We start from the raw sequence: 21,848 nt of genomic DNA on the forward strand, positions 1-21,848 counted from the left end.
ATTAACCTAGTGAATGTGGTAAGCGATCACAAAATCAATAAACAATCTAACTTTCTCAGGTAGATGGTCTTTGTGGTTATAAAGCATGTAGATGTCACGCGGGTTAGCGCTCCAGTCTTCCAGTACTTGTACTAGGCTACCATCTTCAATGTATTCGCGAATCATCACGTCAGGCATCAGTGTGATACCTAGACCTTCAGAACAAGCTTGTCTCACCACATTAAGTGCGTTTGCGTTGAAGCGGCCTTTTTCACTGTTAACCACTGTCTCATCATTCGAGTTACTTAGCTGCCACTTAATCAGTGGGTAGCCTTTAAGCAATGAATGGTTCGCCAGTTCTTCAGCATGGCTCGGTGCAGGGTTCTTCGCTAAGTAATCAGGGCTCGCGATAAGAATATCTTTTACTTCACTGATTTTTCGAGCGATGAGGCTTGAATCACGTTGCGGACCCACTCTGAAAATCACGTCCCACTCTGTAGGGTCGAGTTGATCGGCTTGGTTGTTCATCATCAACTCAATATTGATATCTGGGTATTGAGTCATAAAGTCGCTGAACATTGGCATCATCATGCGCTTAGTTAGGTTGGAAGGCGCTGTAATGCGGATCTTACCGGAAGCACCTTTACAAACATCCGTCAGTTCTTCGGCAGTCGAAGAGAGACGTTGCAGCAGTGGAGAGCATTCATTAAAGAAACGTTCGCCAGCCTCTGTTAAAGAGAGTTTACGCGCGTGTCTATTGAGAAGTCTCAGGTTTAGCGAGTCTTCTAGAGCTTGGATGCGTCGTGTGATGGTCGCAACCGGAATCATAGTCTTGCGCGATGTTGCGGTGTAGCTCCCATTTTCAACGACGAGTCGAAAGAGGTTTAAATCATCTAATTTCATAAATCCAGACACATTTGTTTACAATCTCATCTAATTTATACGTAACATTGAGATCAATGTTTGCGTCATGTCAACTTGTTGCACTATTTACAAGTATTCCAAGCCTTGTCACGAATTACCAGTAAAGAGTGAACATTTGTGTATTTAGCATTTTATTACTAAGTTTTATATTAGTTCTTAGAACAGATAACAATAATAATTCGACTTAGTTTTGTGAGGTTAGAAATTATGTACAAAACTCACAGTCAGCCAGTAATGACCTCGGCGCAGGAAGTGATTAACCGGAAATGCGTAATGTTGGTTGATGATGATCCTATTTTTCGCCGTATAACCGGTGCTTACCTTGAGAAGGTTGGTTATAAAGTGGTTGAGGCTGAAAACGGACTGGACGCTTTGCAGAAGCTCAGAGATGCAGCGCCAGATTTAATTGTGTGTGACTTATCAATGCCGATCCTGGACGGCATCGAGCTTGTAGAAGAGCTCAGTTTAGAGTACCCATCGCTGCCTATGATTGTGGTGTCTGCGACAGATGACATGTCTGACGTAGCAAAAGCACTACGATTTGGTATTAAAGACTTTTTAGCTAAGCCATTAGAGGACCACGGTCATCTAAGCAGTGCGATTGCCAACACATTAACAGATTCGTTCGACAACCTTTCAGATCAACGAGATTTCTCAAGCCAGTGGTTTTGTGTGGATGATGGAGGAGAGATCCCGGAAGACCAAGAATTACATTGGCACCTGAATTACTTACAGGACAACCCAAGCGCAGCAAGAGATTTGTTGCACGCGTTGTTACCAGACAAAGACACAAGACAAGGCTCATGGCGTTGCAGCTACCGTTTGTTGCAATCAACGGAAATGATGCCGCTTGTATTTGATTATGCATGGACGATGAATGGGCAGTTTGCTTTCTACCTTGTCGATTCAGCGTCTTCTGAAAATGGTGGCTCTGCGACTACCTTGTTAGTGAGAGCTTTGTTCCACGATTACTTAAGAAACAGAAAAGATTTTAGTGCTGACCTCAAAGATATCGCTGAAATTTTGGAGAAAGGGATTCGCTGCTCGGCGTGTTCAACACCTGTCAACGCGCTGTTTGGAGTTGCTAACCTCGCTGAGGGCACCATCTCAATTTTGCCTGCGGGTTTGGATGGGCGTTGGTCGAATGGTGAAATGAATCAACATATTGCAGCAGGTGAACGCTTAGGCGATAACTGTAAAAAGAACTTTATCACCAGAGACTTGCCAATAGAGCAGGGCTGTCAGTTGTCGTTGAGCCTGCTTGGAGCGGCAAGTTTCAGCTTGGATATCCATCAAGGGACAACCGATTAACCCTATATTCCCTCGGTTTTTGTGAATAATTGATTAAGGTATAGTTGCGCAAATGGTGTGGCTATGCCTTTTTTGTTAAATGTCTATTTAGCAAAGCGGGTTTGGTTCGCCACTGGACTTACCTTTACTAACAAAAAACAAGAAGCAATCATGGCAGATAATCAAGACTTTAAAGACCCGTTTAATGTATTCTACTTTTTAGGCTTTCTAGCCGCATTTTTAATGATTCCATTACTACCAGCAACACTAACGTTGATCCGTGTATTTAATGGCTACGCAACATTTTAGTTAAGCTGTCGTCGCCAAATGGTGATAGCTAACTCAAGGAGGCCACAATTAGCGTTCGAGTTTTAAGCCTGAATATTGCTGGTGGCCTTTGTATCTTTCTCGCAGTCCTAGGGATTGTATTACCCGTTCTGCCAACCACTCCATTCCTTCTTCTTGCTAGTGCATGTTTCATGCGAAGCAATCCAAAAGTTCACAAATGGATGCATGAGCATAAAACGCTCGGTCCTCTGTTAGAAAACTGGTACCAACACGGCGCTGTCACCAAGCAAGTTAAAACGCGTGGCGTATTCTTTATCTTGTTGAGTTTTGCGTTATCTATCTACTTTGCTCCACTCATTTGGGTCAAGGCTTTCCTAATTTGTGTACTTGTTATTCTTCTCACATGGTTTATGCGACTTCCAACCCATGAGTTGGTTGCTGACAGCAAAGAAAATCACTACCATTAAGCCAGTGTGCCTGCTTGTATAGCGGGCGTTTATTATTTCAGCAATTAGAGTTATGACTCTCGTTGCAATGAATACCAATCGTACCTTTCCTTAATTTCAAGCGTTGATGTTTGATTCGTTAACCAGAGTTTGGAAAGCGGCCTAATGAAGTGCATAAGATTATGAACACAGAAAAAATCTCTCTGATCAAAGCAAGCATCAAAAGCATTCCTGATTACCCTAAAGCGGGTATTTTGTTCCGTGACGTAACAAGCTTGATGGAAGACCCTGCAGCTTACAAAGCGACTATCGAGTTGTTAGCGGAAACATACAAGGACATGGGCTTTACTAAGATCGTTGGTACTGAAGCTCGTGGTTTCCTATTCGGTGCGCCTTTAGCATTAGAGCTAGGTGTTGGCTTCATTCCTGTGCGTAAGCCGGGCAAACTGCCTCGTGAAACTGTGGCACAATCTTATGAGCTTGAATACGGCACAGACACGCTAGAAATTCATACTGATGCTATCGTTGAAGGCGATAAAGTGCTGATGGTTGATGACCTACTAGCAACTGGCGGTACGATTGAAGCGACAACAAAGTTGATTCGTCAGCTTGGTGGTGTGGTAGAGCACGCTGCATTTGTAATTAATCTTCCAGAAATCGGTGGTGACAAGCGCTTAGAAGGCTTAGGTCTAGAAGTGTTTAGCATCTGCGAATTCGACGGCCACTAATCCTTTTCGGAATTATTCATGAGCTATCTTGCGTTAGCGCGAAAATGGCGACCAACCAAATTCAAAGAAGTGGTTGGTCAAGCCCATGTTTTAACAGCATTAGAGAATGCCCTTAGCCAAAATAGGTTGCACCATGCGTACCTATTTAGCGGAACTCGCGGTGTCGGTAAAACGACCATCGGCCGCTTGTTTGCTAAGGGACTTAACTGTGAAACCGGCATTACTTCAACCCCTTGTGGTGAATGTGCAACTTGTAAAGAGATCGATGAAGGTCGCTTTGTTGATCTACTAGAGATCGATGCGGCATCACGTACTAAGGTAGAAGATACCCGCGAGCTTCTGGACAATGTTCAGTACAAGCCAGCGCGTGGTCGCTTTAAGGTTTACCTTATCGATGAAGTACACATGCTTTCTAGGCACAGTTTCAACGCGCTTCTAAAGACGTTAGAAGAGCCGCCTGAGTATGTGAAATTCTTGCTCGCAACGACCGATCCACAAAAACTGCCAGTGACTATCTTGTCGCGTTGTCTGCAGTTCCATCTTAAGCCGATCAGCGTTGATAATATCCATGAGCAACTCGACCATATTCTTGAACAAGAGAAGGTAACGTCTGAGCCTCGTGCGCTCGGAATGATTGCTCATGCCGCCGACGGTAGTATGCGTGATGCCTTGAGCCTGACGGACCAAGCTATCGCATTAGGCAACGGCAATGTCGTGACTGATACGGTTGCGCACATGCTTGGCACATTGGATACTGACCAAGCGATCCATCTACTTGAGGCTATTAGCAGTAAGCAGCCTCAAGAGGCGATGGCTTGTATCCAAAACTTGGCTGAGAATGGCGTAGAGTGGGATGGTTTGCTGAATCAACTCGCTGCTCAACTTCATCGTCTCGCCATGTATCAAGCGTTGCCGTCTACCTTAGACAAAGCGCAGCCTGACGCAGAGAAGCTTGAACTGCTTAGTAAAGCGTTAAGCCCACAAGATATTCAGCTTTATTACCAGATAGTGCTAAAAGGTCGTGAAGACTTACCGTTGTCGCCAACCGCACGCGTTGGTATTGAGATGGTGGTTTTACGCATGTTGGCATTTAGGCCTGCAGAGCAAAGCGTAGCAACGGCTATCTCTACTCAGTCGACAAGCCCTGTTGCTGCGCCGGTTCAGAGTCAAGCTCAGCCGGTTAGTCAACCAGCGCCAACGGCCGCTCCGAGACAGCCGCAGATGCAGCAGGCTCCTCAAGCGATGCAGCAGCAACCTGCACAACAAGCTCCGCAGCAAAGTCCGGCTCAGTATCCGAATTCACAAGGCTACCCTGAGCATTCTGGTCATCAAGGTTATCCAGAACAGGATTACCCGCAAAGCCAGTATGATGCACCGCCAGCTTATGACGAACGTCCTAGCTACGGTTCAGAGCAGCCAATGAGCCCTATGCCTCAGCAGCAAGCGAGCTATCAGAATCAAGCTCCGGCTCAGCAACAAAACGTTGCACCGTCTGCTCCAGAAGGGCAGCCTGCACGTCCGGCATCACCTGTCAGTGGTTTACGCCATCAATTACGCTCTCAGCGTAGAGGTAACGCAGCACAGGATAGCAAAGGTTCAGCGCCAAAAAAGGCTAAAGCGGCACCAGTTAAAACTTCAGTTCTTGACCGAGTTGCTCAGCAACACGGTAGTTCTGAGCGGGTGTCGCCAGCTTCTTTACCAACCTCTCCGACAGAAAATGTTACCAATGATAATGAACCTTATCGCTGGAAACCGTCTAAACCTGTTGTAAAAGAGGCGAGCAAAGAGCTTACACCAACTCAGATCAAGCGAGCGTTAGAGCACGTCAAAACTCCGGAAATGGTAGAAAAGCTGCTTAATGAGTCGATTGCTCAAGATGAATGGTCTGCCACGATTCAAAAACTAGAGACAGCTAAGCTCGTTGAACAGTTAGCGTTGAACTCTGTATTTACTAAGAATGATACATCGATAACGTTAACCTTGAGATCGAGCCAGGCTCACTTGAATACGGATCGAGCGCAGAGTGAACTGTTACAGTCTCTGAATACGGTACTCGGAGAAGAGTGTCACTTGAGCGTCGAAATCGGCGATGGTGGTGAAACACCACTAGAATTACGAGAAAGGCTGTACCAAGGTAAGTTGAAAGACGCGTTTACCAGTTTGGAAAACGATGCCAACGTACAGTTTATCGAAAGACGCTTCGCCGCAGAGCTCGACAGAGATAGTGTTCGTCCTATCTAACGTTAATTTTGATTTAGTGATGGGCGTATCATCTTAGATACGCCGATCGAAGAACTGAACACTGAGGGGTTGAATCACACTGCTTTAACCCCCATTTAAGCGCTTATAGCTTAATAAATTTTAATAAACCAATTAGACCAGAGAGTATTAACATGTTTGGTAAAGGCGGTATGGGCAACATGATGAAGCAAGCCCAGCAAATGCAAGAGCGCATGCAAAAGCTTCAAGAAGAAATCGCAAATATGGAAGTAACAGGTGAATCTGGTGCTGGCCTTGTAAAAGTAACAATCACTGGTAGCCACAGCGTTCGCCGTGTTGATATCGATGAAAGCCTAATGGAAGACGATAAAGAGATGCTTGAAGATCTTATCGCTGCTGCTTTCAACGATGCGGCTCGTCGTGTTGAAGAAACTCAAAAAGAAAAAATGGCTAGCATCACTGGCGGAATGCAACTTCCACCAGGCATGAAGATGCCTTTCTAAGCGACTTATTTCTAAGGGTTCGTTCTTGCCTTACTTGAGCGGACCGTTATTTGAAAATTAGAACGGTTAAATATGCGTACCAGTCATATGCTGGAGCATTTGATGGAGGCCTTACGTTGTCTACCTGGGGTTGGCCCCAAGTCGGCTCAGCGTATGGCCTTTCATTTGTTACAGCGCGATAGAAAAGGCGGCCTTCAGTTGGCTGATGCTCTTAGCCAAGCAATGACTGAAATCGGTCACTGCAATGAGTGCCGTACTTTTACTGAAGAAGATACCTGCCACATTTGTACCAACCCTAAACGTCAGGAAAATGGTCAAATCTGTGTAGTAGAAAGCCCAGCTGATATTGCAGCTATCGAAGCAACTGGCCAATACTCTGGTCGTTACTTTGTGCTTATGGGGCACCTTTCACCACTTGATGGTATTGGTCCAAGTGACATCGGCCTCGATGTTTTGGACTACCGCTTACGTCGTGGTGATATCTCTGAAGTAATCCTAGCGACTAACCCGACTGTTGAAGGGGAAGCGACAGCACATTACATCGCCGAGCTTTGTAATGCCCATGAAGTGAACGCTAGCCGAATCGCTCATGGTGTTCCCGTTGGTGGTGAGCTAGAGCTGGTGGATGGCACCACGCTTTCGCACTCATTGCTCGGTCGTCATAAGATCTAAAAAAGCCGCTTGGTGAATCATCACTAAGCGGCTTTTTCTTTTGTTACTCAAAAGCTTTTTTCTTCAACCCTTCTCTTAGCTTAATCCGAGCCACGAACGGCTTTGTATATCACTGCACCAATCACAGCGCCGATAATCGGAGCAACCCAGAAGAGCCATAGTTGAGAAACGGCCCAGTCACCAACAAATACCGCTACACCCGTACTTCGAGCTGGGTTCACAGACGTATTGGTTACAGGAATACTGATAAGGTGTATTAGGGTTAAACAGAGACCAATCGCTATAGGTGCAAATCCCGCGGGTGCTTTAGAGTCGGTCGCTCCCATGATCACGAATAGGAATACCATGGTCATCACCACCTCACAGACCAGTGCTGCGGTTAGCGAGTAACCACCGGGAGAGTGCTCTCCAAAGCCATTAGACGCGAAACCTGACGAAACAGCATCAAAGCCAGCTTGGCCGGAGGCAATCACAAATAATACGCCGCCAGCAATAATGCCGCCGAGTACTTGAGCAATGATGTAAGGAGCAACATCTTTGGCATCAAAACGACCACCTGTCCAAAGGCCGATAGTGACAGCTGGGTTGAGGTGGCAACCGGATATATGCCCAATAGCGAAAGCCATGGTGAGCACGGTTAAACCAAAGGCAAGAGAGACCCCAAGCAGGCCAATACCTACATCGGGAAAAGCAGCGGCTAAGACGGCACTACCACAACCACCTAACACCAACCAAAACGTACCAAACATTTCTGCTATATACCTATTCATAACGATCCTTATTAATCTGTACCAGTATCAACAAGATAGTTTAGATTTATCAAAGTTGTGAAATCTTGGGCATATATAAAAAGAAAAATTTTGCTAGGTTATTGCTTCGAGCTCAATAAGGTTATCGAGTGCTTCTTGATCGGTTTTACCACAAACGACAGGGCAAGCCTTGAACTGATGACACACTTTAGGACGTGAGTCTTGACCAAACAGCTTGCAGAGATTCTGTTCATTTAATTGTATGCAGCGCACGCCCGCAGGCTTACCATTCGGCATTCCAGGAATAGCAGATGTAATACTCGGAGCGATACAGCATGCTCCACAACCTAGGCGACATTCCATCAAATTAAACTCACTAAATAACAGGGTGCGCGATAGTAGCAAAAAACAATCGCAGTGACAGCTATTGATTGGATCAAAGAATGAACAATTATTATCCTTGAACTTTTTATGGGCTAGCGGTATAACACGCACCCCAGTAAAAGAGTAAGAAGTAATCCTATGACGAATCCATTTTGGCAAGAAAAAACACTAGAGCAGATGTCCGAGCAAGAGTGGGAATCTCTGTGCGATGGTTGTGGTAAGTGTTGCCTACATAAGCTTATGGATGAAGATAGCGATGAAGTTTACTACACCAATGTCGCGTGTAGCTGGCTTAATGACAAAACATGTTCTTGTAAGGACTACCCAAACCGTTTCACTTCAGGTGAAGAGTGTTTGAAGCTAACTCGTGACAAGATCGACGAGTTTCATTGGTTGCCAGATACGTGTGCTTATCGTCTTCTATCCGAATCTAAGCCGCTTCCAGAGTGGCACCCATTAATTACAGGCTCTAAGTCTGAGATGCATGCTGCGGGTGAAAGCGTCCGCAACAAAGTCGTGTACGAAATTGATGTTGTGGATTGGGAAGACCACATCTTGAACCACCCAAATCGTTAATGATAATAAAAACAGTCGCTCACAGCGGCTGTTTTGCTATTTGGCGTTACCTAAATTTGAAGCTTAAATTCTTAAACGCTTACAACAAAAAACGCCCCGCAGGGCGTTCAGTGAAGCTAGCAAAAAAGATCAGGCTAATTTACTTGCTGTTTGATGTACTCACCAAGCTCTGAGTGATGCATGATTTTTGATACTGGTAATATCTTTTCTGCTGGTCCCCAAGCAAACACATTCACAGGTGTATGGGTGTGTGTGCCTGTACCCCAAACAATGTTTTGACCTGTTGCTTGTTCTCGAGCAAGTAGATTGCCACGGTCGTTATATGGGAAAAATGCATCGAAATCGTTGATGGCAGGAACATTCTCTTCAGAAAGGTATTTGTGTTGCGCCAATCGATATGGGTTTGGCTTACTTGCGAGTACCTTTTTCGCTTGTTCTGCGGTGATTGGAAATTCACTATTTTTGTTCACGATCTCAGCGAATTTCTCAGGCGTTTGTGCAGCTTTGTCGAGTTTTTGATACTCACTGATCATGCCGTAGTAGCTTTGTTTCTGATTGTATAAACCATCAAGAATATCGAATGCACCGAAGTTAAAGTTTGGCGCATAATCACGATCGGCAAAGGCTTCACCTGGGCGCTTTTGTGGCTTTGGTAGTTCACTTGATGAATAGCTAAAACCGAAAGAGCCGGTTTCATGGTCTGCAGTAACGATTACGATAGTGTCTTCACGATCTTTTGCCCATTCGTATACCGTTTGAATGGCCTCATCAAACTTAAGTAGCTCGTGCAGCATAGTTCCTGCATCATTACTGTGCCCAGCCCAATCTATCTGACCGCCTTCAACCATTAGGAAAAAGCCATCTTCATCTTTTGATAAGACGTTAAGCGCTTTTTGCGTCATCTCTTTTAAGCTAGGTTGTGTGCGTTCGCCACTCAGCTTTTTATTGCTATATGCGATGCCATCGTCCATGCCAGAGTACGCGAATAGACCAAGTAATTTGTCGCCGTTAGCGTTGTCGAGCATATTGCGGTTAAACGCTAACTGATAGCCATCTTTCTGGGCTTCAGCAAGAAGATTTCGGTCATCTTTACGTTTTGACTTGAGGTAAACGTCACCTTGGGTCAGTTGCTCAAGTTGTTTGTAGGTTTCGCCTTTGTCATTTGTTGACTTCGGGATCCAGTGACGCAGCCCGCCAGAAAGCATCACGTCGACGCCTGTTTCCAGCATATCGCTAGCAATATGGTTTTCTAGCGAGCGGTGTGGCTGATGCGCGGCGAATGCGGCAGGTGTTGCGTGGGTTAAGCGCGTATCGGAAACCAGCCCTGTTGCTTTACCCGCTTTTTTTGCTTTCTCTAGTACGGTTTCTACATGATTGCCTTGGGAGTCAATACCAATAACTTCTGAACCTGTATAGATACCTGTAGCAAACATGGTTGCGGAACAAGCAGAGTCGACCACAATCGCATCTTCTGGGTGGGTAAGAGATGAACCAATCACGCCTTCTTGAGCAAGCTGATAAAGGGCGGTCTTTTGACCTTTATAGATTGAGTTAGGTGCTTGGTTTGCATAAGTCTCCAATAAGCCAACTTGTTGAGGTCCCATACCATCGCCAATCATTAGAATGACATTTTTGATTTCTGCTGAAAGTACATTGAATGAGAGTGTTGACGTTGCCACTGCGGCGATAACAGGTTTTATAAGGTGCTTCATTGTTTGTCCCTTTTTATATAAGCGGGGTGATTAAAACACCCGAATGTGTCAACTCTGTTTCATATTTATTTCATAAATATAAAGTTGAGTAATAGCTCAAACTATTTGGAACAGAAATAAAAAAAGGCTCACATCACTGTGAGCCTTTGGCTTATTTAGGAGGGCCCAAACTCGTGGGCAGCGTCATGGCTAAAGTCAAGCAAGCGGTAGTTCTGCAACCACTTGGTTGAACGCGATTCGAGCATTCTGAGCCTGCTCAGATAACTCGACCTTTTTCGCTTGTGCAGCACTAAGATTACTCTCGGCCTGCTCAAGTGCTTGCTGCAGGTTCTCTGGTAACTCGTGAGTTTCCATTTGTGAACCTTGTTCTAGCACATAAGCGCGAATTTCTTTTTTCACTGCTGCTAGTTCTGTATAAGCAACACGCTCAAGCTCTGCAGCTTCTTGTGCAGCGTCTCTCTCTTTCTCAAACTGAGCCAGTGCCATACCTTCAGCTGACCATGGATCCATGTCTGGCAGCTCTTCGATATTGATGGTTGGTTCGATGTATGCATCTTGGTGACGTAAATCGAGGCTAGTTGCGCGCACTGCTGAAATCATCAACATCACAGAGATAGCCAGTAGCGGTAGGCCACCAACAATCGCTGCAGTTTGTAACGTACTCAAGCCACCTAGGAACATCAGAATCGTTGGTAAGAACGACAGTGTGAATGCCCAGAACATACGGTTCCAACGCATTGGTTCTTCTGTCACGTTGTTCTGAACAACAGAAGCAAGGATGTATGAGATAGAGTCAAAGGTAGTCGCAGTGAAAATGATACACAGTAGTGTAAATACCGCGATAACGATTGTGCTCATCGGTAACTGTGCCAGCATCGAGAAGATAGCCTTAGTTGCGCCTTCATTGTTTAGTACAGCTACAACATCTAGCTCGCCAGACAGTTGTAGAGACAGGCCGTAGTTGCCCAAGATCATGAAGAATAGGAAACAACCTAGCGAACCAAAGAAGATAGAACCTGACACCATTTGTTTGATGGTTCGACCGCGAGAGATACGCGCTACAAATAGACCCATACTTGGCGCAAATACTAGCCACCATGCCCAGTAAAAAATCGTCCAGTCTTGTGGGAAGTGCGTATTTTCGAATGTGCCGTAGCCACCAAATGGTTCAGCCCATGTCGCCATCACGAAGAAGTTAGACAGCAGACGACCAATCGAGTCTAAGCCGGTTTCCAGCATGAAGATCGTTGGACCAGCAATCAGTACGAAAGCCAATAGACCCATTGCACCCCAGAAGTTGATGTTACTTAGGATCTTAATGCCTTTTTCCAAACCCGCGTAAGACGAGTAAGCAAAAATAGCAGTACAGACCAAAAGAACCGTCACTTGTGTTAGGTTGTTTTTCGGTAGGCCAAACAGGTGATTCAAGCCTTCGGTGATTAGAGGTGCTGCTAAACCTAAGGTTGTTGCTGCGCCACCTAATAGGCCGAAAATGAATAGGATATCAACGATCTTTCCTGGTACGCCTTTACTACGGTGTTCACCAAGAACAGGCATTAGTGCACTTGAGATCTTTAGAACAGGTTGTTTACGCACGTAGAAGAAGTAAGCGATAGGAATTGCCGGGATTAGGTAGATAGACCATGCGATTGGTCCCCAGTGGAACAGGCCGTAGGTCGCTGCCCAGCGTACTGCTTCTTCACTGCCAGGTTCTAGTTGGAAAGGAGGTGATTGGTAGTAGTAAGCCCACTCAATACAGCCCCAGTACAAGATACTTGCACCGATACCACCACAAAATAGCATGGCAGCCCATGAAGCAGTTTTAAACTCAGGCTCTTCATCAGCTTCGCCGAGTTTAATTTGTCCCATATCACTGAACACCACGTACACCATAAATGCACAGGCTGCGAGACCTAGCGCTAGATATAGAAAACCAAGTTGATCAGTCATGAATGTTTTCGCAACCGCAATCCAGTCTGCGCCTTGAGCAGGGAACAGAATGAGCGGGAAAACTATCGTGAGGAGGAGTGCAATCGCACCAAAGAAGGTTGGCTTATCAATAAGCTCAAAAGTGTTTTTCACGAGTATTATTCCATTAAAATGAGAGCGGAATTATGGAATGAACTCGTTTTTCTGACCTAATCGGGTCTATTGTCGTGACGACAAATCGTTTTTATTTTGAATAAAATACGTTCAAAGGACTCAGCGGGTAAGGCTATATTAGAGCAAGAAGAATACCGCCTACGGTTGCCGCTGCGGACAGGTATTGCCCCGCTGAATAAGAACCGTCATCCTCTTCTTCGATCTTATCTGGGTGATCCATACCTAGAGCGCCGTGAGCGAAAGACTCGACTTTATCGGTGACTGTCGCGTTTTCTGCTTCAACTTTCTTCGCTTCTTTATCGATTTCTTTAAGGGCAGATAAGAGTGCTTTGCCCTCTTCAGAAAGCTTAACCGTATTTTGCTCAACCTTAAGCGGCGCAGGCTTTTCAGCTTCGCTATCTTGACTCTTAGTGTTCATCTGCGAAGGTGAATATAGCTGAGTATTACTCGTTCCTACTGGCGTCATATAGCTCTCCTTACCTATCCTTAAACATAGTATCGGCAGAGGTGTGAAAAACTTGTGCAATTAATCATCGATAGTGATGTTTTTTATTCGCACATTACATTTTCTTCTGCTTAATCAAAACTGCTTGGTATTTAAGCAATTCCTATGCCGATACCCATGTTCAACTTAGGAAGCTAAGCGAGCTTAGTCACATTGTAGGTCTGAGCTGCGTTTAGACAGGTGTTTGTATGCCTTCATACGGTTCTCTTTCTGAACAAAACGTACGGGTGGAGACAGCACTTGCAGTTGGTAATCACTCGAATCTGAAGACAAGGCGTCAACAGGTGTGATGATGGCAACTTTCAGGTCAGGATTGCGACGCGAGATAGAAGCGGCTGTGCCTAAACCACCTTCAGTATGGAACTTACCAGCGACATGAATCACCTGTTTGTCTGGGTTCGTTGCTAGGTAATCGACAATTGATTCCGCCATGGTTTCATCCCAAGTTACTTGAGCGGCAAACTGCTTTTCAGTTTGTTCAGGCGTACCGTGGTGCATCGATGCCATGAACTTGTCTTTGTATGGGCTATCGCCAGTATTCACCTCTGCTGCTACCCAATCTCTCTGTTCCGAAGAAAGCTGCTCTAGGTACGGTAACCCTTTACGGCCAATACATTGAACGAAAGGCTTTGGTGCGTTTGCTGCGATAACATCTAAATTATTGGCTTTTGCGAACTCTACTAGTGCGCGGTAATCGCTTTCGTAATTTGGCCAAGCGGCAGCCTTGGAGATAAGCACCTGTTCACCAATCTTACCGTTTAGGTATTGGTTAAGCGTGTCTTGGTGCTCTCGGGTAAACTGCTCCATTGATAGGGCAATGTTTGAATCTGCGTTTTGACGCGCTTTTAAGAAATCAGTTTGAAAGCGGTGAATGGCAGAGTGAGTGTGCCATTCGCCAATAAGAATAACGTCAGCATCTAGCAGCTCTTGAGGTAAAGCGTTGAGAGAGAGTGCTTCGCCTTGTGGTGAGGCAAACTGGTAATCGTAGTACGTGGAAACGGTTTCCGGTTGAACCACTTTTTGAGAAGTGTTTTCTGAAGGTTGATTAGCACAAGCTGTGAGAAGAGTGGCTAATCCGATAAGAATAATACGTTGCATGAAATGCCTCCTTGAAGAACACGCATACTAAAGGAGGCAAGAAGAGAATTCAATGCAAACGATAATCAATATCAATTAAATCTATTTGCGATACACTCTTAGCATAAAGTCAGCTTCACAGTTGAATTGCTCTGCGTTGGTGAGTTGTTGTTTAAACTCTTCAGTCGCTTTCCAAGCAAACGGCGTCATCTGTAGCAGGTCGAATGCATCTGACCCCGATAGTTCCATCATATAGTTTAGATGCTCTTGGTGCTCAAGAGTAAAACCTTCGATCAATTCAGGATCTTCATCGTGTAAACGCACACCATCATAAATGGCGTCACGCAACTGATATAGGTGTCGGCTTGCTGGTGTTACTGTAATCACGACACCATTATCTTTGATGGTACGTTGCAGCTCTTCTGCCTTACATGGCGCATAAATGCGTAGAATGCCGTCTAAGCTGTTTTCAGCGAAGGGTAGTCGATGGCTAGAGGCAACAGAGAAGTCGACTGCTGGGTAGCGTTTAGCGGCGTATTTGATAGCAACCTTAGAAATGTCTAGGCCAAAAATCGCGCCGTTCTTATCTTGAAGATTCAACGCGATTTCATTGGTGTAATATCCCTCGCCACAGCCAATATCCAATAGGCTAGGATCTGTGTCTGGCAGGTAGCTGGAGCATAATCCGACTACCGCTTGGCGCATTGGATCGTAATGGTTGCTTTCAAGGAAGCGACGACGTGCTTGCATCATCTCTTTGTTGTCACCTGGATCTTTTGAACGTTTATGATGCGCAGGCATCAAGTTGACGTAGCCTTCTTTTGCTAAATCGAACTGATGGTTCTTTTCACACTTAAACGTACGATCGTGTTGAGATAAAGGTTGGTGACACAGGGGGCATTGGTAGTGCATGACGATCTCAGAGCATAGAGTAGGACGGCAAATTCTATCAAAAAGGGCTCCGTCAGGCTAAATAAAAAAGCCGCCAATAGTGGCTCTGGAGATACGGAGTATTAGGCCTGACAACATTAAAAATCATTGCTTCGATTTCGGTCACGTTTGTCTGCGGTTTTTCTGGGTATGGTTCACTCTTTCCTAGCGTGAATAAGAAACTGATATGACAAAGAAAATTATCCTCGATACAGACCCAGGCATCGATGACGCAATGGCAATTCTATTTGCTGAAGCTCACCCAGAGATTGAGCTGATGGGAATTACGACGGTTTATGGCAATGCGACGATAGATAACGGTACTCAGAATGCGCTTTATCTGAAGCAAAAGTTTGGTATGAATGCGCTGGTGGCAAAGGGTACTGATAAGCCATTAGTCAGAGACCCAGTTGGTGCTACCGTGGTCGTGCATGGTGAAGCTGGCTTTGGTGATGTAAAAGCACCGAGTTCACTAGAGGTTAAAGCGATTGAGAAGCCCGCTTATCAGTTCATTATTGATAGTGTTCGTGCTGAGCCGGGAGAGATCACACTCGTGGCGGTTGGTCCTCTCACTAACCTTGCTCTGGCATTGGAAGCCGCTCCTGACATTGTCGATTTGGTTAAGGAAGTGGTCATTATGGGTGGAGCCTTTGGCGAAAATGACCACAGGGGCAATGTGACGCCATTTGCTGAAGCGAACATACACGATGATCCTCATGCTGCAGACAAGGTCTTCACAGCATCATGGCCTGTGACGGTTATCGGGCTTGATGTGACAGAGGAGAGCTTCTTTACTGCTCAATATTTGGATGATTTAAGAGATGATGCTGGAGAGGTAGGGCAGTTCATCTGGGATGTAAGCCGTTACTATTTGAAGTTCTACTCAGAAAAGGTGGGAATGGAAGGCTGTCATGTTCACGATCCATCAGTCATTGCTTATGTTATCCAACCTTCTTTGTTTAAGTGCCGAAGTGGTGCAATTAGAGTTGTGACAGATGGTCCTGCTGAAGGTATGACCATCCAGAAAAGCGACCAACGCAAATACATGAATGATGAGTGGAGCTCATTCCCGGCGCAGAAGGTCGGCGTTAAAGTAGACGATGAAGCGCTGCTGTCACTCTATAGAGAGACGTTAGTTCGATATTCTCAGAGTTAAGTTTAATCGTTAGCCGATTGAGAGCAATAAAAAGGCCGGAGTGAACCGGCCTTTAATGTGTCTTGCGTAGCGAACTGATTACAGAATCAATTCCTGAATAAGGTTACTGAACAGAAATCGTTGTAATCAGCTGGTGGTTCTCGCCAGGCTGAAGTGTTTTACCTGCCTCTAAACTTGGCGCGTGCAGTGTTGATTCAACACATAGCATGGTTAGGTAACCGTCGTCTTGCATATCACCCATACCAGCAGCACCTTCGGCCCACGGGTTCCACAAGACCGCAGAGTTATGGCCTTGGTTTTCAACTGTTAAAGTACGCTCAAGTTTTTTGTCCGCAACTAAGATTTGCGCTTCTGGCTGAGTGTACACTCGGTCAATGGTGTCGGTTAGCACAAGCTCAGCACCGCCTTGGCAGATCTTGCCACCTTGTAAGCTGTCGATGTACTCAGCACCCATACCTGTGGTGGTTGTGTTATGGATGTCTGCAACGTTTAGGTAAGTGTGCAGCGCACCAGAGAAAGTCCATGGTTGCTCATCGGTATTCTTCACATCCAAAGTCACTTTAAGCTCATCGCCAATCTCAACATTTAAGCGAGCATCGAACTGATGAGGCCATACTGCTAACGTCTCTTCGCTAGGCTTCAGGCCTAAGCTGACAATCACACCCGCTTCACTTTCTCGGTGCTCAACTAATTGCCATTCACTTGAGCGTGCAAAACCGTGCGCAGGTGCCGCAATGCGACCAAACCAAGGCCAACATACTGGAATACCACCACGCAATGCTGTTTTGCCATCAAACTTAGCTTGTTGACTCATCCAAATCAGGTCTTCTTGACCTTGTGGTTGGAACGACACAACATGACCGCCAAACAGTGAAATCGCGGCATTTGCCTTCTCGTGGATAACACGAACTAGTTTTACACCTTGGTGCTCAACGATAGTCACGTTATCAGAAAGTACAGTCAGTGCAGGTAGAGTAGATAAATCCATTACATGATCCTTCTAAGGAAATTGAATTCAAATGCTGACTAGAGCGGTGCTTGTACTCTCATGCTTAACAAGCAAGAGTCAGTATTAGAATTGAATTTTGCGTTTGGGCTATCTAGATAAACTTAGATAGATGAGGTTTAAAAGATAGCAGGTATTAAAAAGGCGACACTAAGGTCGCCTTTTTCAAAGTCTGCTCAAAACAGTCTTTGCTAATGCTTATCTAAAGCTATTTCTAAAAAGAAATTACTTAGAGATGTGAGCGATTAGGTCAAGAACTTTGTTTGAGTAACCGATTTCGTTGTCGTACCAAGATACAACTTTAACGAATTTGTCAGTTAGAGCAACACCAGCTTTAGCATCGAATACTGAAGTGTTAACTTCGCCGATGAAGTCTTGAGAAACAACTTGGTCTTCAGTGTAACCTAGAACGCCAGCCATTTCGCCTTCAGAAGCTTCTTTCATTGCAGCACAGATTTCTTCGTAAGAAGCAGCTTCTTTTAGGTTAACTGTTAGGTCAACTACAGAAACGTTAGCTGTTGGTACACGGAAAGCCATACCAGTTAGAAGGCCGTTTAGTTCTGGAAGAACAACGCCTACAGCTTTAGCAGCACCAGTTGAAGATGGGATGATGTTTTGAGAAGCACCACGGCCACCGCGCCAGTCTTTAGCAGAAGGACCATCTACAGTTTTTTGAGTTGCTGTAGTAGCGTGAACTGTAGTCATTAGACCAGACTCGATGCCCCACTTGTCGTTAAGAACTTTAGCGATAGGTGCAAGACAGTTAGTAGTACAAGAAGCGTTAGAAACGATGTCTTGACCAGCGTAAGTTGCTTGGTTAACGCCCATAACGAACATTGGAGTTGCGTCTTTAGAAGGACCAGTAAGAACAACTTTCTTAGCACCAGCAGTGATGTGCTTACGTGCAGTCTCGTCAGTTAGGAAAAGACCAGTTGCTTCAGCAACAACGTCTACGTCGATTGCATCCCACTTAAGATCTTCTGGGTTACGCTCAGCTGTAACACGTACAGTTTTACCGTTAACGATTAGGTTACCGCCTTCAACTTCAACAGTACCGTTGAAACGGCCGTGAGTTGAGTCGTACTTCAGCATGTATGCCATGTATTCAACGTCGATAAGGTCGTTGATACCAACAACTTCGATGTCATTGCGCTCTTGCGCTGCACGGAATACGAAACGACCGATACGGCCAAAACCATTAATACCTACTTTGATAGTCATTGTAGTTGCTCCACAACTTAATTTCTGATTAAAGATAACTGGTAGTAAAATTACAGAATCCAGTCTAAATCTGCAATAGATAATCCGACTTAACTTGTTTAATGTCAAAAAAAAGCGACGCTTTTCTTAACAATTGAGTGTAAGTGGTTGAAAATTGACCATTGCTAGTGGTTCTGCACCCTTCCAGTTGGGTAAAATACCTCTAAATGACGATTCACTTATGAGTGTATATGTACAATGTTTTCTTGTGAGAAAGTATGTGCTACAAAACGACTCATATGCAAGCCTTTATAGAAAAAAGTAAATATAATAAATGAGAATGTGGAGAGATATTAACGTGATTCAAAAGGAAGAAAAGATGATAAAGCCTGATGAATACTGGCGTGAACGCCTAACTGACGATGAGTACGAAGTGTGTCGTCTACGTGGTACTGAAGCCCCTTATAGCGGTAAGTTACTACATAACCACAAGACGGGAGTTTACAGCTGCACATGCTGCCAAGCCCCATTATTCCTGTCGGATAACAAATATGATTCTGGGTGCGGGTGGCCGAGCTTCGATGCTCCTGTAAACGATACAGCAATACGCTATATAGAAGATCTAAGTCACGGAATGAAGCGTGTAGAGATTCGTTGTAGTGCCTGCGATAGCCACCTAGGTCACGTTTTTCCTGATGGTCCGAAGACAACTGGCGAACGTTTTTGTGTTAATTCTGTGTCGTTAATTTTCAACAAAAATGACGAAAGTACGAAATAACTTGTCACTATTGTTTAATCCTTACAGATCGCATTTGTCGATGAAATTGCAATGAACAGCCCAAGATTTCAGCGTTAACTCTAGTACAAATAAAAACAGCTACCATGATGGTAGCTGTTTTATTTTCAATTTGTTGAAGAGGCTATTTGGTCGCCTAAGATTACTCGTAGCTCTTTACAACAGCAGGGCTGTAAACGCCGTCTTCAATGGCTTCGACAATCTTGTCTGCGTCTTTATTCAACTGCTTATATTTTGGCTTTTCAAAGTGATAGAGAACAGCGAGCTCAGACTCCGATGCGATAGGCACATTAAAGTCTTTAGCGACCATTGCCCATACATACGCTTCTTCCATATTGCCTAGGCTGTGGTTAATGCTAGCCATCGACTTAAAAATTTCAGTGTTGACGTTCGAGTTACTCGATAAGGTCAATGCGTTATTAAGCAGTTTTAACGTCTTCACATGGTCTCGAGTGGTGTAAAAGGTTGCTAGGGCATACTGCATCTCTGCCGTATTCAACGCTTCTGTTCCTTCTAGTTGTAAGAAGCTGCGTCTTGCGTTGGTATCCCCGTTTTGTGACCACAAGAAATAGAGCGTTTCTGGCGTGTCTGATTGAGACAGTTCACTGACAATGCGTTCCGACTCTTCAATGCTGTGCATTAAAGAAGTAAAGCGACGCTCTTGAAGTTTAGATTGATCAATCGTTTCTATCTGCGCGGCAAGCTCAAGACATTTTTTATAGGCTGTGACCAATTCGAACTCTTTGATCTTATTGATTTCGGTTGGTTGTTTTTGAACTTCAAAGCGATGCCAGATAAGGTCGGTACGCGCTACACGGCACTGTCCGTCGTTCATGTTCAGCTGTTCACAGCGCAACCCAGGATTGCTCTGGCACAACTGATCGGTATTTTTGTTGCCCTCAAGACACCCAACCAGAGTGAAAGGTAATAGGCTAATTGCCAACCATTTCATAATTTTCATATTCCTTCACTTGTGATCAAATGCACTTATTATCGGTCAGGTTCTTGACTCAATTCTGTTAAGAGTTATTTTCTGGTGAAAATTGTTAACACTAAGGCTTTACCATGGATGCAGAACAACTTCTTAGCGCAATGACACCCGAGGTCTACGAACGTTTAACCTACGCAGTTGAAACGGGTAAATGGCCAGAAGGAACAGCGCTTTCTAAAGAGCAGCGCGATTCGTGTATGCAGGCGGTTATGTTATACCAATCTAAACATAACTCTGAAGCTCAACACATGACAATTGCCGCTGGTGGCGAAATTAGCTTTAAGTCTAAATCTGAACTCAAAAAACAGTTTAAGTCAGATCAAGAAGATATTGTAAGAGTTAACCCAAATCATTAGGCTTTAAATTACAACAAAGGGGTGGCGCAGTACCACCCCTTTTACGTTAAGTCGTTTATTTATAAGTAATAAAACGATTTAGCTCACGTTAAACTGCTGCTCACATCATAGAAGAGCAGCGGCTCAAGATGAACCTTAACGAGCTTACAAGCTCATCTCACCACGCAGTACTTGCTGCATCTGAGTTTTCACTTCTTCGTAGCTTAGGTTTTGGCTTAATAGGTAATGAAGTTTCGCTAGTGCCGCTTCCGGAGTCATATCATAACCACTAACAACCCCAGCTTCTGCTAAAGCACAGCCCGTCGCATAGCCACCCATGTTCACTTTACCTGCTAAACATTGAGTTAGGTTTACCACGATAACACCGCGCTCTGATGCGTCTTTTAGGTGCTGAAGTAGCTCTGGGTTTTGTGGTGCATTACCAACACCAAAAGTCAGCAGGATCATTGCGTTAACAGGTTGTAGTAACGTGTTACGGATCACTTCGTGTGAGATGCCTGGGTACATAGTGATTACGCCGATTGGTTGCGGTGTAATGTTATGAACCTTGAACTTCCCTTCAGGTTGCTCGTTGACTACAACGTTGTTGCTTAGCTGGATATTGATACCAGCTTCCAACAGCGGATTAAGGTTTGGAGAGGTAAACGCATTGAAGCCATCAGCATGTGATTTAGTGCTGCGGTTACCACGCATTAATTTGTTATTGAAGAACAGTGTCACTTCGTTGATTGGGTAATTCGCCGCGATGTGTAGTGCATTCAATAGGTTTGCTTGGCCGTCAGAACGTAGCTCAGCAAGTGGGATCTGAGAGCCGGTTACAATCACTGGTTTGCCAAGGTTTTCTAGCATGAAAGACAACGCAGAAGCGGTGTACGCCATGGTGTCAGTACCGTGCAGGATAACGAAACCATCGTATTTGTCGTAGTTCGCGCGGATGTCATCAGCGATAGTCTGCCAATCAAGTGGCGTCATGTCTGAAGAGTCCATCAATGGCGAGTATTCGTGGATGGTGTACTCAGGCATCTCTGGGCGATGGAATTCAGGCATACCAGCAAGCTGTTTATCCATGAATCCAGCAACAGGGACATAGCCGTGATCATGCGATTTTTGCATGCCGATTGTGCCGCCGGTGTACGCGATATAGATGTGTTTTCTTTCCATGGCGATTATTACTTTAGTGTGATGTAGGGAACAGGTGGGCGATTATAGCGAATTATTATGTAATAAAAAGAGGCGCCTCACACAGAGGCGCCCCTT

The 21,848-nt window shown here is 44.9% G+C and carries 23 protein-coding genes; 11 read left to right on the plus strand and 12 right to left on the minus strand.

What is annotated here, in order from left to right; translation table 11 throughout:
* Window positions 1-6 precede the first annotated feature (6 nt).
* Window positions 7-882 (minus strand): LysR family transcriptional regulator, encoded by an 876-nt coding sequence (locus F0232_RS13990; protein ID WP_061033732.1) that lies wholly within the window; start codon window positions 880-882, stop codon window positions 7-9.
* Between the two features lie 228 nt (window positions 883-1,110).
* Here F0232_RS13990 and F0232_RS13995 point away from each other — a divergent pair, with 228 nt between their 5' ends.
* The 7 genes from F0232_RS13995 to recR all read left to right on the plus strand — a co-directional run bounded on the left by F0232_RS13995 (window position 1,111) and on the right by recR (window position 7,050).
* Window positions 1,111-2,214 carry a response regulator gene (locus tag F0232_RS13995; RefSeq protein WP_061033733.1) on the plus strand — a complete coding sequence of 368 codons (1,104 nt, stop codon included), beginning with the start codon at window positions 1,111-1,113 and terminating at the stop codon, window positions 2,212-2,214.
* Window positions 2,215-2,364: 150 nt separating this feature from the next.
* The gene (locus tag F0232_RS14000) at window positions 2,365-2,502 is read left to right on the plus strand and encodes a hypothetical protein (protein ID WP_004740644.1); all 138 of its coding nucleotides are present in this window, start codon (window positions 2,365-2,367) and stop codon (window positions 2,500-2,502) included.
* A gap of 74 nt (window positions 2,503-2,576) precedes the next feature.
* On the plus strand, window positions 2,577-2,948 hold the full coding sequence (locus tag F0232_RS14005; protein ID WP_032498517.1) for a YbaN family protein: 372 nt from the start codon (window positions 2,577-2,579) through the stop codon (window positions 2,946-2,948).
* A 161-nt stretch (window positions 2,949-3,109) separates the two neighbouring features.
* On the plus strand, window positions 3,110-3,655 hold the full coding sequence (gene apt, locus F0232_RS14010) for an adenine phosphoribosyltransferase (RefSeq protein ID WP_004740646.1): 546 nt from the start codon (window positions 3,110-3,112) through the stop codon (window positions 3,653-3,655).
* Between the two features lie 18 nt (window positions 3,656-3,673).
* Window positions 3,674-5,896, plus strand: coding sequence for a DNA polymerase III subunit gamma/tau (dnaX, locus tag F0232_RS14015; RefSeq protein ID WP_105057443.1), 2,223 nt, complete (start codon window positions 3,674-3,676; stop codon window positions 5,894-5,896).
* A 152-nt stretch (window positions 5,897-6,048) separates the two neighbouring features.
* Window positions 6,049-6,378: a YbaB/EbfC family nucleoid-associated protein gene (locus F0232_RS14020; protein WP_004740648.1), complete on the plus strand. Its 330-nt coding sequence runs from the start codon at window positions 6,049-6,051 to the stop codon at window positions 6,376-6,378.
* 72 nt (window positions 6,379-6,450) lie between these two features.
* Window positions 6,451-7,050, plus strand: a complete 600-nt coding sequence (gene recR, locus F0232_RS14025) for a recombination mediator RecR (RefSeq protein ID WP_004740649.1) — start codon at window positions 6,451-6,453, stop codon at window positions 7,048-7,050.
* Window positions 7,051-7,130: 80 nt separating this feature from the next.
* Here the strand turns inward: recR and aqpZ are convergent, their stop codons facing one another.
* The gene (gene aqpZ / locus F0232_RS14030; protein ID WP_105057442.1) at window positions 7,131-7,820 is read right to left on the minus strand and encodes an aquaporin Z; all 690 of its coding nucleotides are present in this window, start codon (window positions 7,818-7,820) and stop codon (window positions 7,131-7,133) included.
* Between the two features lie 93 nt (window positions 7,821-7,913).
* Entirely contained in the window at window positions 7,914-8,162 is a 249-nt protein-coding gene (locus F0232_RS14035) for a YkgJ family cysteine cluster protein (RefSeq protein ID WP_105057441.1), read from the minus strand.
* A 159-nt stretch (window positions 8,163-8,321) separates the two neighbouring features.
* Here F0232_RS14035 and F0232_RS14040 point away from each other — a divergent pair, with 159 nt between their 5' ends.
* Window positions 8,322-8,759, plus strand: coding sequence for a YcgN family cysteine cluster protein (locus F0232_RS14040; protein WP_061033738.1), 438 nt, complete (start codon window positions 8,322-8,324; stop codon window positions 8,757-8,759).
* 134 nt (window positions 8,760-8,893) lie between these two features.
* Here F0232_RS14040 and F0232_RS14045 read toward each other — a convergent pair whose 3' ends face one another.
* The 5 genes from F0232_RS14045 to rlmA form a co-directional block, all read right to left on the minus strand.
* Entirely contained in the window at window positions 8,894-10,471 is a 1,578-nt protein-coding gene (locus tag F0232_RS14045) for an alkaline phosphatase (RefSeq protein ID WP_105057440.1), read from the minus strand.
* A 195-nt stretch (window positions 10,472-10,666) separates the two neighbouring features.
* Complete coding sequence (locus F0232_RS14050) at window positions 10,667-12,553, minus strand: BCCT family transporter (RefSeq protein WP_105057439.1); 1,887 nt, start codon at window positions 12,551-12,553, stop codon at window positions 10,667-10,669.
* A 133-nt stretch (window positions 12,554-12,686) separates the two neighbouring features.
* Entirely contained in the window at window positions 12,687-13,040 is a 354-nt protein-coding gene (locus F0232_RS14055; RefSeq protein WP_105057438.1) for a hypothetical protein, read from the minus strand.
* A gap of 183 nt (window positions 13,041-13,223) precedes the next feature.
* Complete coding sequence (locus F0232_RS14060; protein WP_105057437.1) at window positions 13,224-14,177, minus strand: ChaN family lipoprotein; 954 nt, start codon at window positions 14,175-14,177, stop codon at window positions 13,224-13,226.
* Window positions 14,178-14,258: 81 nt separating this feature from the next.
* On the minus strand, window positions 14,259-15,068 hold the full coding sequence (rlmA, locus tag F0232_RS14065; RefSeq protein ID WP_105057436.1) for a 23S rRNA (guanine(745)-N(1))-methyltransferase: 810 nt from the start codon (window positions 15,066-15,068) through the stop codon (window positions 14,259-14,261).
* A gap of 205 nt (window positions 15,069-15,273) precedes the next feature.
* Between rlmA and F0232_RS14070 the strand changes: the two genes are divergently transcribed.
* Window positions 15,274-16,242, plus strand: a complete 969-nt coding sequence (locus F0232_RS14070; protein WP_105057435.1) for a nucleoside hydrolase — start codon at window positions 15,274-15,276, stop codon at window positions 16,240-16,242.
* A gap of 103 nt (window positions 16,243-16,345) precedes the next feature.
* On the opposite strand, the gene F0232_RS14075 is transcribed toward F0232_RS14070, so the two are convergent.
* Together F0232_RS14075 and gap are read right to left on the minus strand one after the other, a co-directional pair.
* Entirely contained in the window at window positions 16,346-17,230 is an 885-nt protein-coding gene (locus tag F0232_RS14075) for a D-hexose-6-phosphate mutarotase (RefSeq protein WP_105057434.1), read from the minus strand.
* Window positions 17,231-17,473: 243 nt separating this feature from the next.
* Window positions 17,474-18,469: a type I glyceraldehyde-3-phosphate dehydrogenase gene (gap, locus tag F0232_RS14080; RefSeq protein WP_061033745.1), complete on the minus strand. Its 996-nt coding sequence runs from the start codon at window positions 18,467-18,469 to the stop codon at window positions 17,474-17,476.
* Window positions 18,470-18,827: 358 nt separating this feature from the next.
* Here gap and msrB point away from each other — a divergent pair, with 358 nt between their 5' ends.
* Window positions 18,828-19,226 (plus strand): peptide-methionine (R)-S-oxide reductase MsrB, encoded by a 399-nt coding sequence (gene msrB, locus F0232_RS14085; protein WP_032498724.1) that lies wholly within the window; start codon window positions 18,828-18,830, stop codon window positions 19,224-19,226.
* A 160-nt stretch (window positions 19,227-19,386) separates the two neighbouring features.
* Here msrB and F0232_RS14090 read toward each other — a convergent pair whose 3' ends face one another.
* Window positions 19,387-20,196, minus strand: a complete 810-nt coding sequence (locus tag F0232_RS14090) for a DUF2989 domain-containing protein (protein ID WP_061033746.1) — start codon at window positions 20,194-20,196, stop codon at window positions 19,387-19,389.
* A 113-nt stretch (window positions 20,197-20,309) separates the two neighbouring features.
* On the opposite strand from F0232_RS14090, the gene F0232_RS14095 reads away from it, so the two are divergent.
* Window positions 20,310-20,591 carry a YeaC family protein gene (locus F0232_RS14095; protein WP_010437067.1) on the plus strand — a complete coding sequence of 94 codons (282 nt, stop codon included), beginning with the start codon at window positions 20,310-20,312 and terminating at the stop codon, window positions 20,589-20,591.
* Between the two features lie 144 nt (window positions 20,592-20,735).
* Here the strand turns inward: F0232_RS14095 and ansA are convergent, their stop codons facing one another.
* Window positions 20,736-21,752 carry an asparaginase gene (ansA, locus tag F0232_RS14100; protein WP_105057433.1) on the minus strand — a complete coding sequence of 339 codons (1,017 nt, stop codon included), beginning with the start codon at window positions 21,750-21,752 and terminating at the stop codon, window positions 20,736-20,738.
* Window positions 21,753-21,848 lie beyond the last annotated feature (96 nt).

Origin of the sequence: Vibrio sp. T3Y01, assembly GCF_013114525.1 — a bacterium.
Taxonomy (GTDB): domain Bacteria; phylum Pseudomonadota; class Gammaproteobacteria; order Enterobacterales; family Vibrionaceae; genus Vibrio; species Vibrio chagasii_B.

What these genes read in the sequence shown, in the direction of transcription:
- F0232_RS14070 (WP_105057435.1), top strand. Translation starts at nt 15,274, where the DNA reads ATGACAAAGAAAATTATCCTCGATACAGACCCAGGCATCGATGACGCA.
- ansA (WP_105057433.1), bottom strand. Translation starts at nt 21,752, where the DNA reads ATGGAAAGAAAACACATCTATATCGCGTACACCGGCGGCACAATCGGC.
- F0232_RS13995 (WP_061033733.1), top strand. Translation starts at nt 1,111, where the DNA reads ATGTACAAAACTCACAGTCAGCCAGTAATGACCTCGGCGCAGGAAGTG.
- F0232_RS14040 (WP_061033738.1), top strand. Translation starts at nt 8,322, where the DNA reads ATGACGAATCCATTTTGGCAAGAAAAAACACTAGAGCAGATGTCCGAG.
- F0232_RS14095 (WP_010437067.1), top strand. Translation starts at nt 20,310, where the DNA reads ATGGATGCAGAACAACTTCTTAGCGCAATGACACCCGAGGTCTACGAA.
- F0232_RS14045 (WP_105057440.1), bottom strand. Translation starts at nt 10,471, where the DNA reads ATGAAGCACCTTATAAAACCTGTTATCGCCGCAGTGGCAACGTCAACA.
- rlmA (WP_105057436.1), bottom strand. Translation starts at nt 15,068, where the DNA reads ATGCACTACCAATGCCCCCTGTGTCACCAACCTTTATCTCAACACGAT.
- msrB (WP_032498724.1), top strand. Translation starts at nt 18,828, where the DNA reads ATGATAAAGCCTGATGAATACTGGCGTGAACGCCTAACTGACGATGAG.
- F0232_RS14075 (WP_105057434.1), bottom strand. Translation starts at nt 17,230, where the DNA reads ATGGATTTATCTACTCTACCTGCACTGACTGTACTTTCTGATAACGTG.
- F0232_RS14020 (WP_004740648.1), top strand. Translation starts at nt 6,049, where the DNA reads ATGTTTGGTAAAGGCGGTATGGGCAACATGATGAAGCAAGCCCAGCAA.
- F0232_RS14000 (WP_004740644.1), top strand. Translation starts at nt 2,365, where the DNA reads ATGGCAGATAATCAAGACTTTAAAGACCCGTTTAATGTATTCTACTTT.
- F0232_RS13990 (WP_061033732.1), bottom strand. Translation starts at nt 882, where the DNA reads ATGAAATTAGATGATTTAAACCTCTTTCGACTCGTCGTTGAAAATGGG.
- F0232_RS14035 (WP_105057441.1), bottom strand. Translation starts at nt 8,162, where the DNA reads ATGGAATGTCGCCTAGGTTGTGGAGCATGCTGTATCGCTCCGAGTATT.
- aqpZ (WP_105057442.1), bottom strand. Translation starts at nt 7,820, where the DNA reads ATGAATAGGTATATAGCAGAAATGTTTGGTACGTTTTGGTTGGTGTTA.
- apt (WP_004740646.1), top strand. Translation starts at nt 3,110, where the DNA reads ATGAACACAGAAAAAATCTCTCTGATCAAAGCAAGCATCAAAAGCATT.
- F0232_RS14060 (WP_105057437.1), bottom strand. Translation starts at nt 14,177, where the DNA reads ATGCAACGTATTATTCTTATCGGATTAGCCACTCTTCTCACAGCTTGT.
- recR (WP_004740649.1), top strand. Translation starts at nt 6,451, where the DNA reads ATGCGTACCAGTCATATGCTGGAGCATTTGATGGAGGCCTTACGTTGT.
- F0232_RS14090 (WP_061033746.1), bottom strand. Translation starts at nt 20,196, where the DNA reads ATGAAATGGTTGGCAATTAGCCTATTACCTTTCACTCTGGTTGGGTGT.
- F0232_RS14055 (WP_105057438.1), bottom strand. Translation starts at nt 13,040, where the DNA reads ATGACGCCAGTAGGAACGAGTAATACTCAGCTATATTCACCTTCGCAG.
- dnaX (WP_105057443.1), top strand. Translation starts at nt 3,674, where the DNA reads ATGAGCTATCTTGCGTTAGCGCGAAAATGGCGACCAACCAAATTCAAA.
- gap (WP_061033745.1), bottom strand. Translation starts at nt 18,469, where the DNA reads ATGACTATCAAAGTAGGTATTAATGGTTTTGGCCGTATCGGTCGTTTC.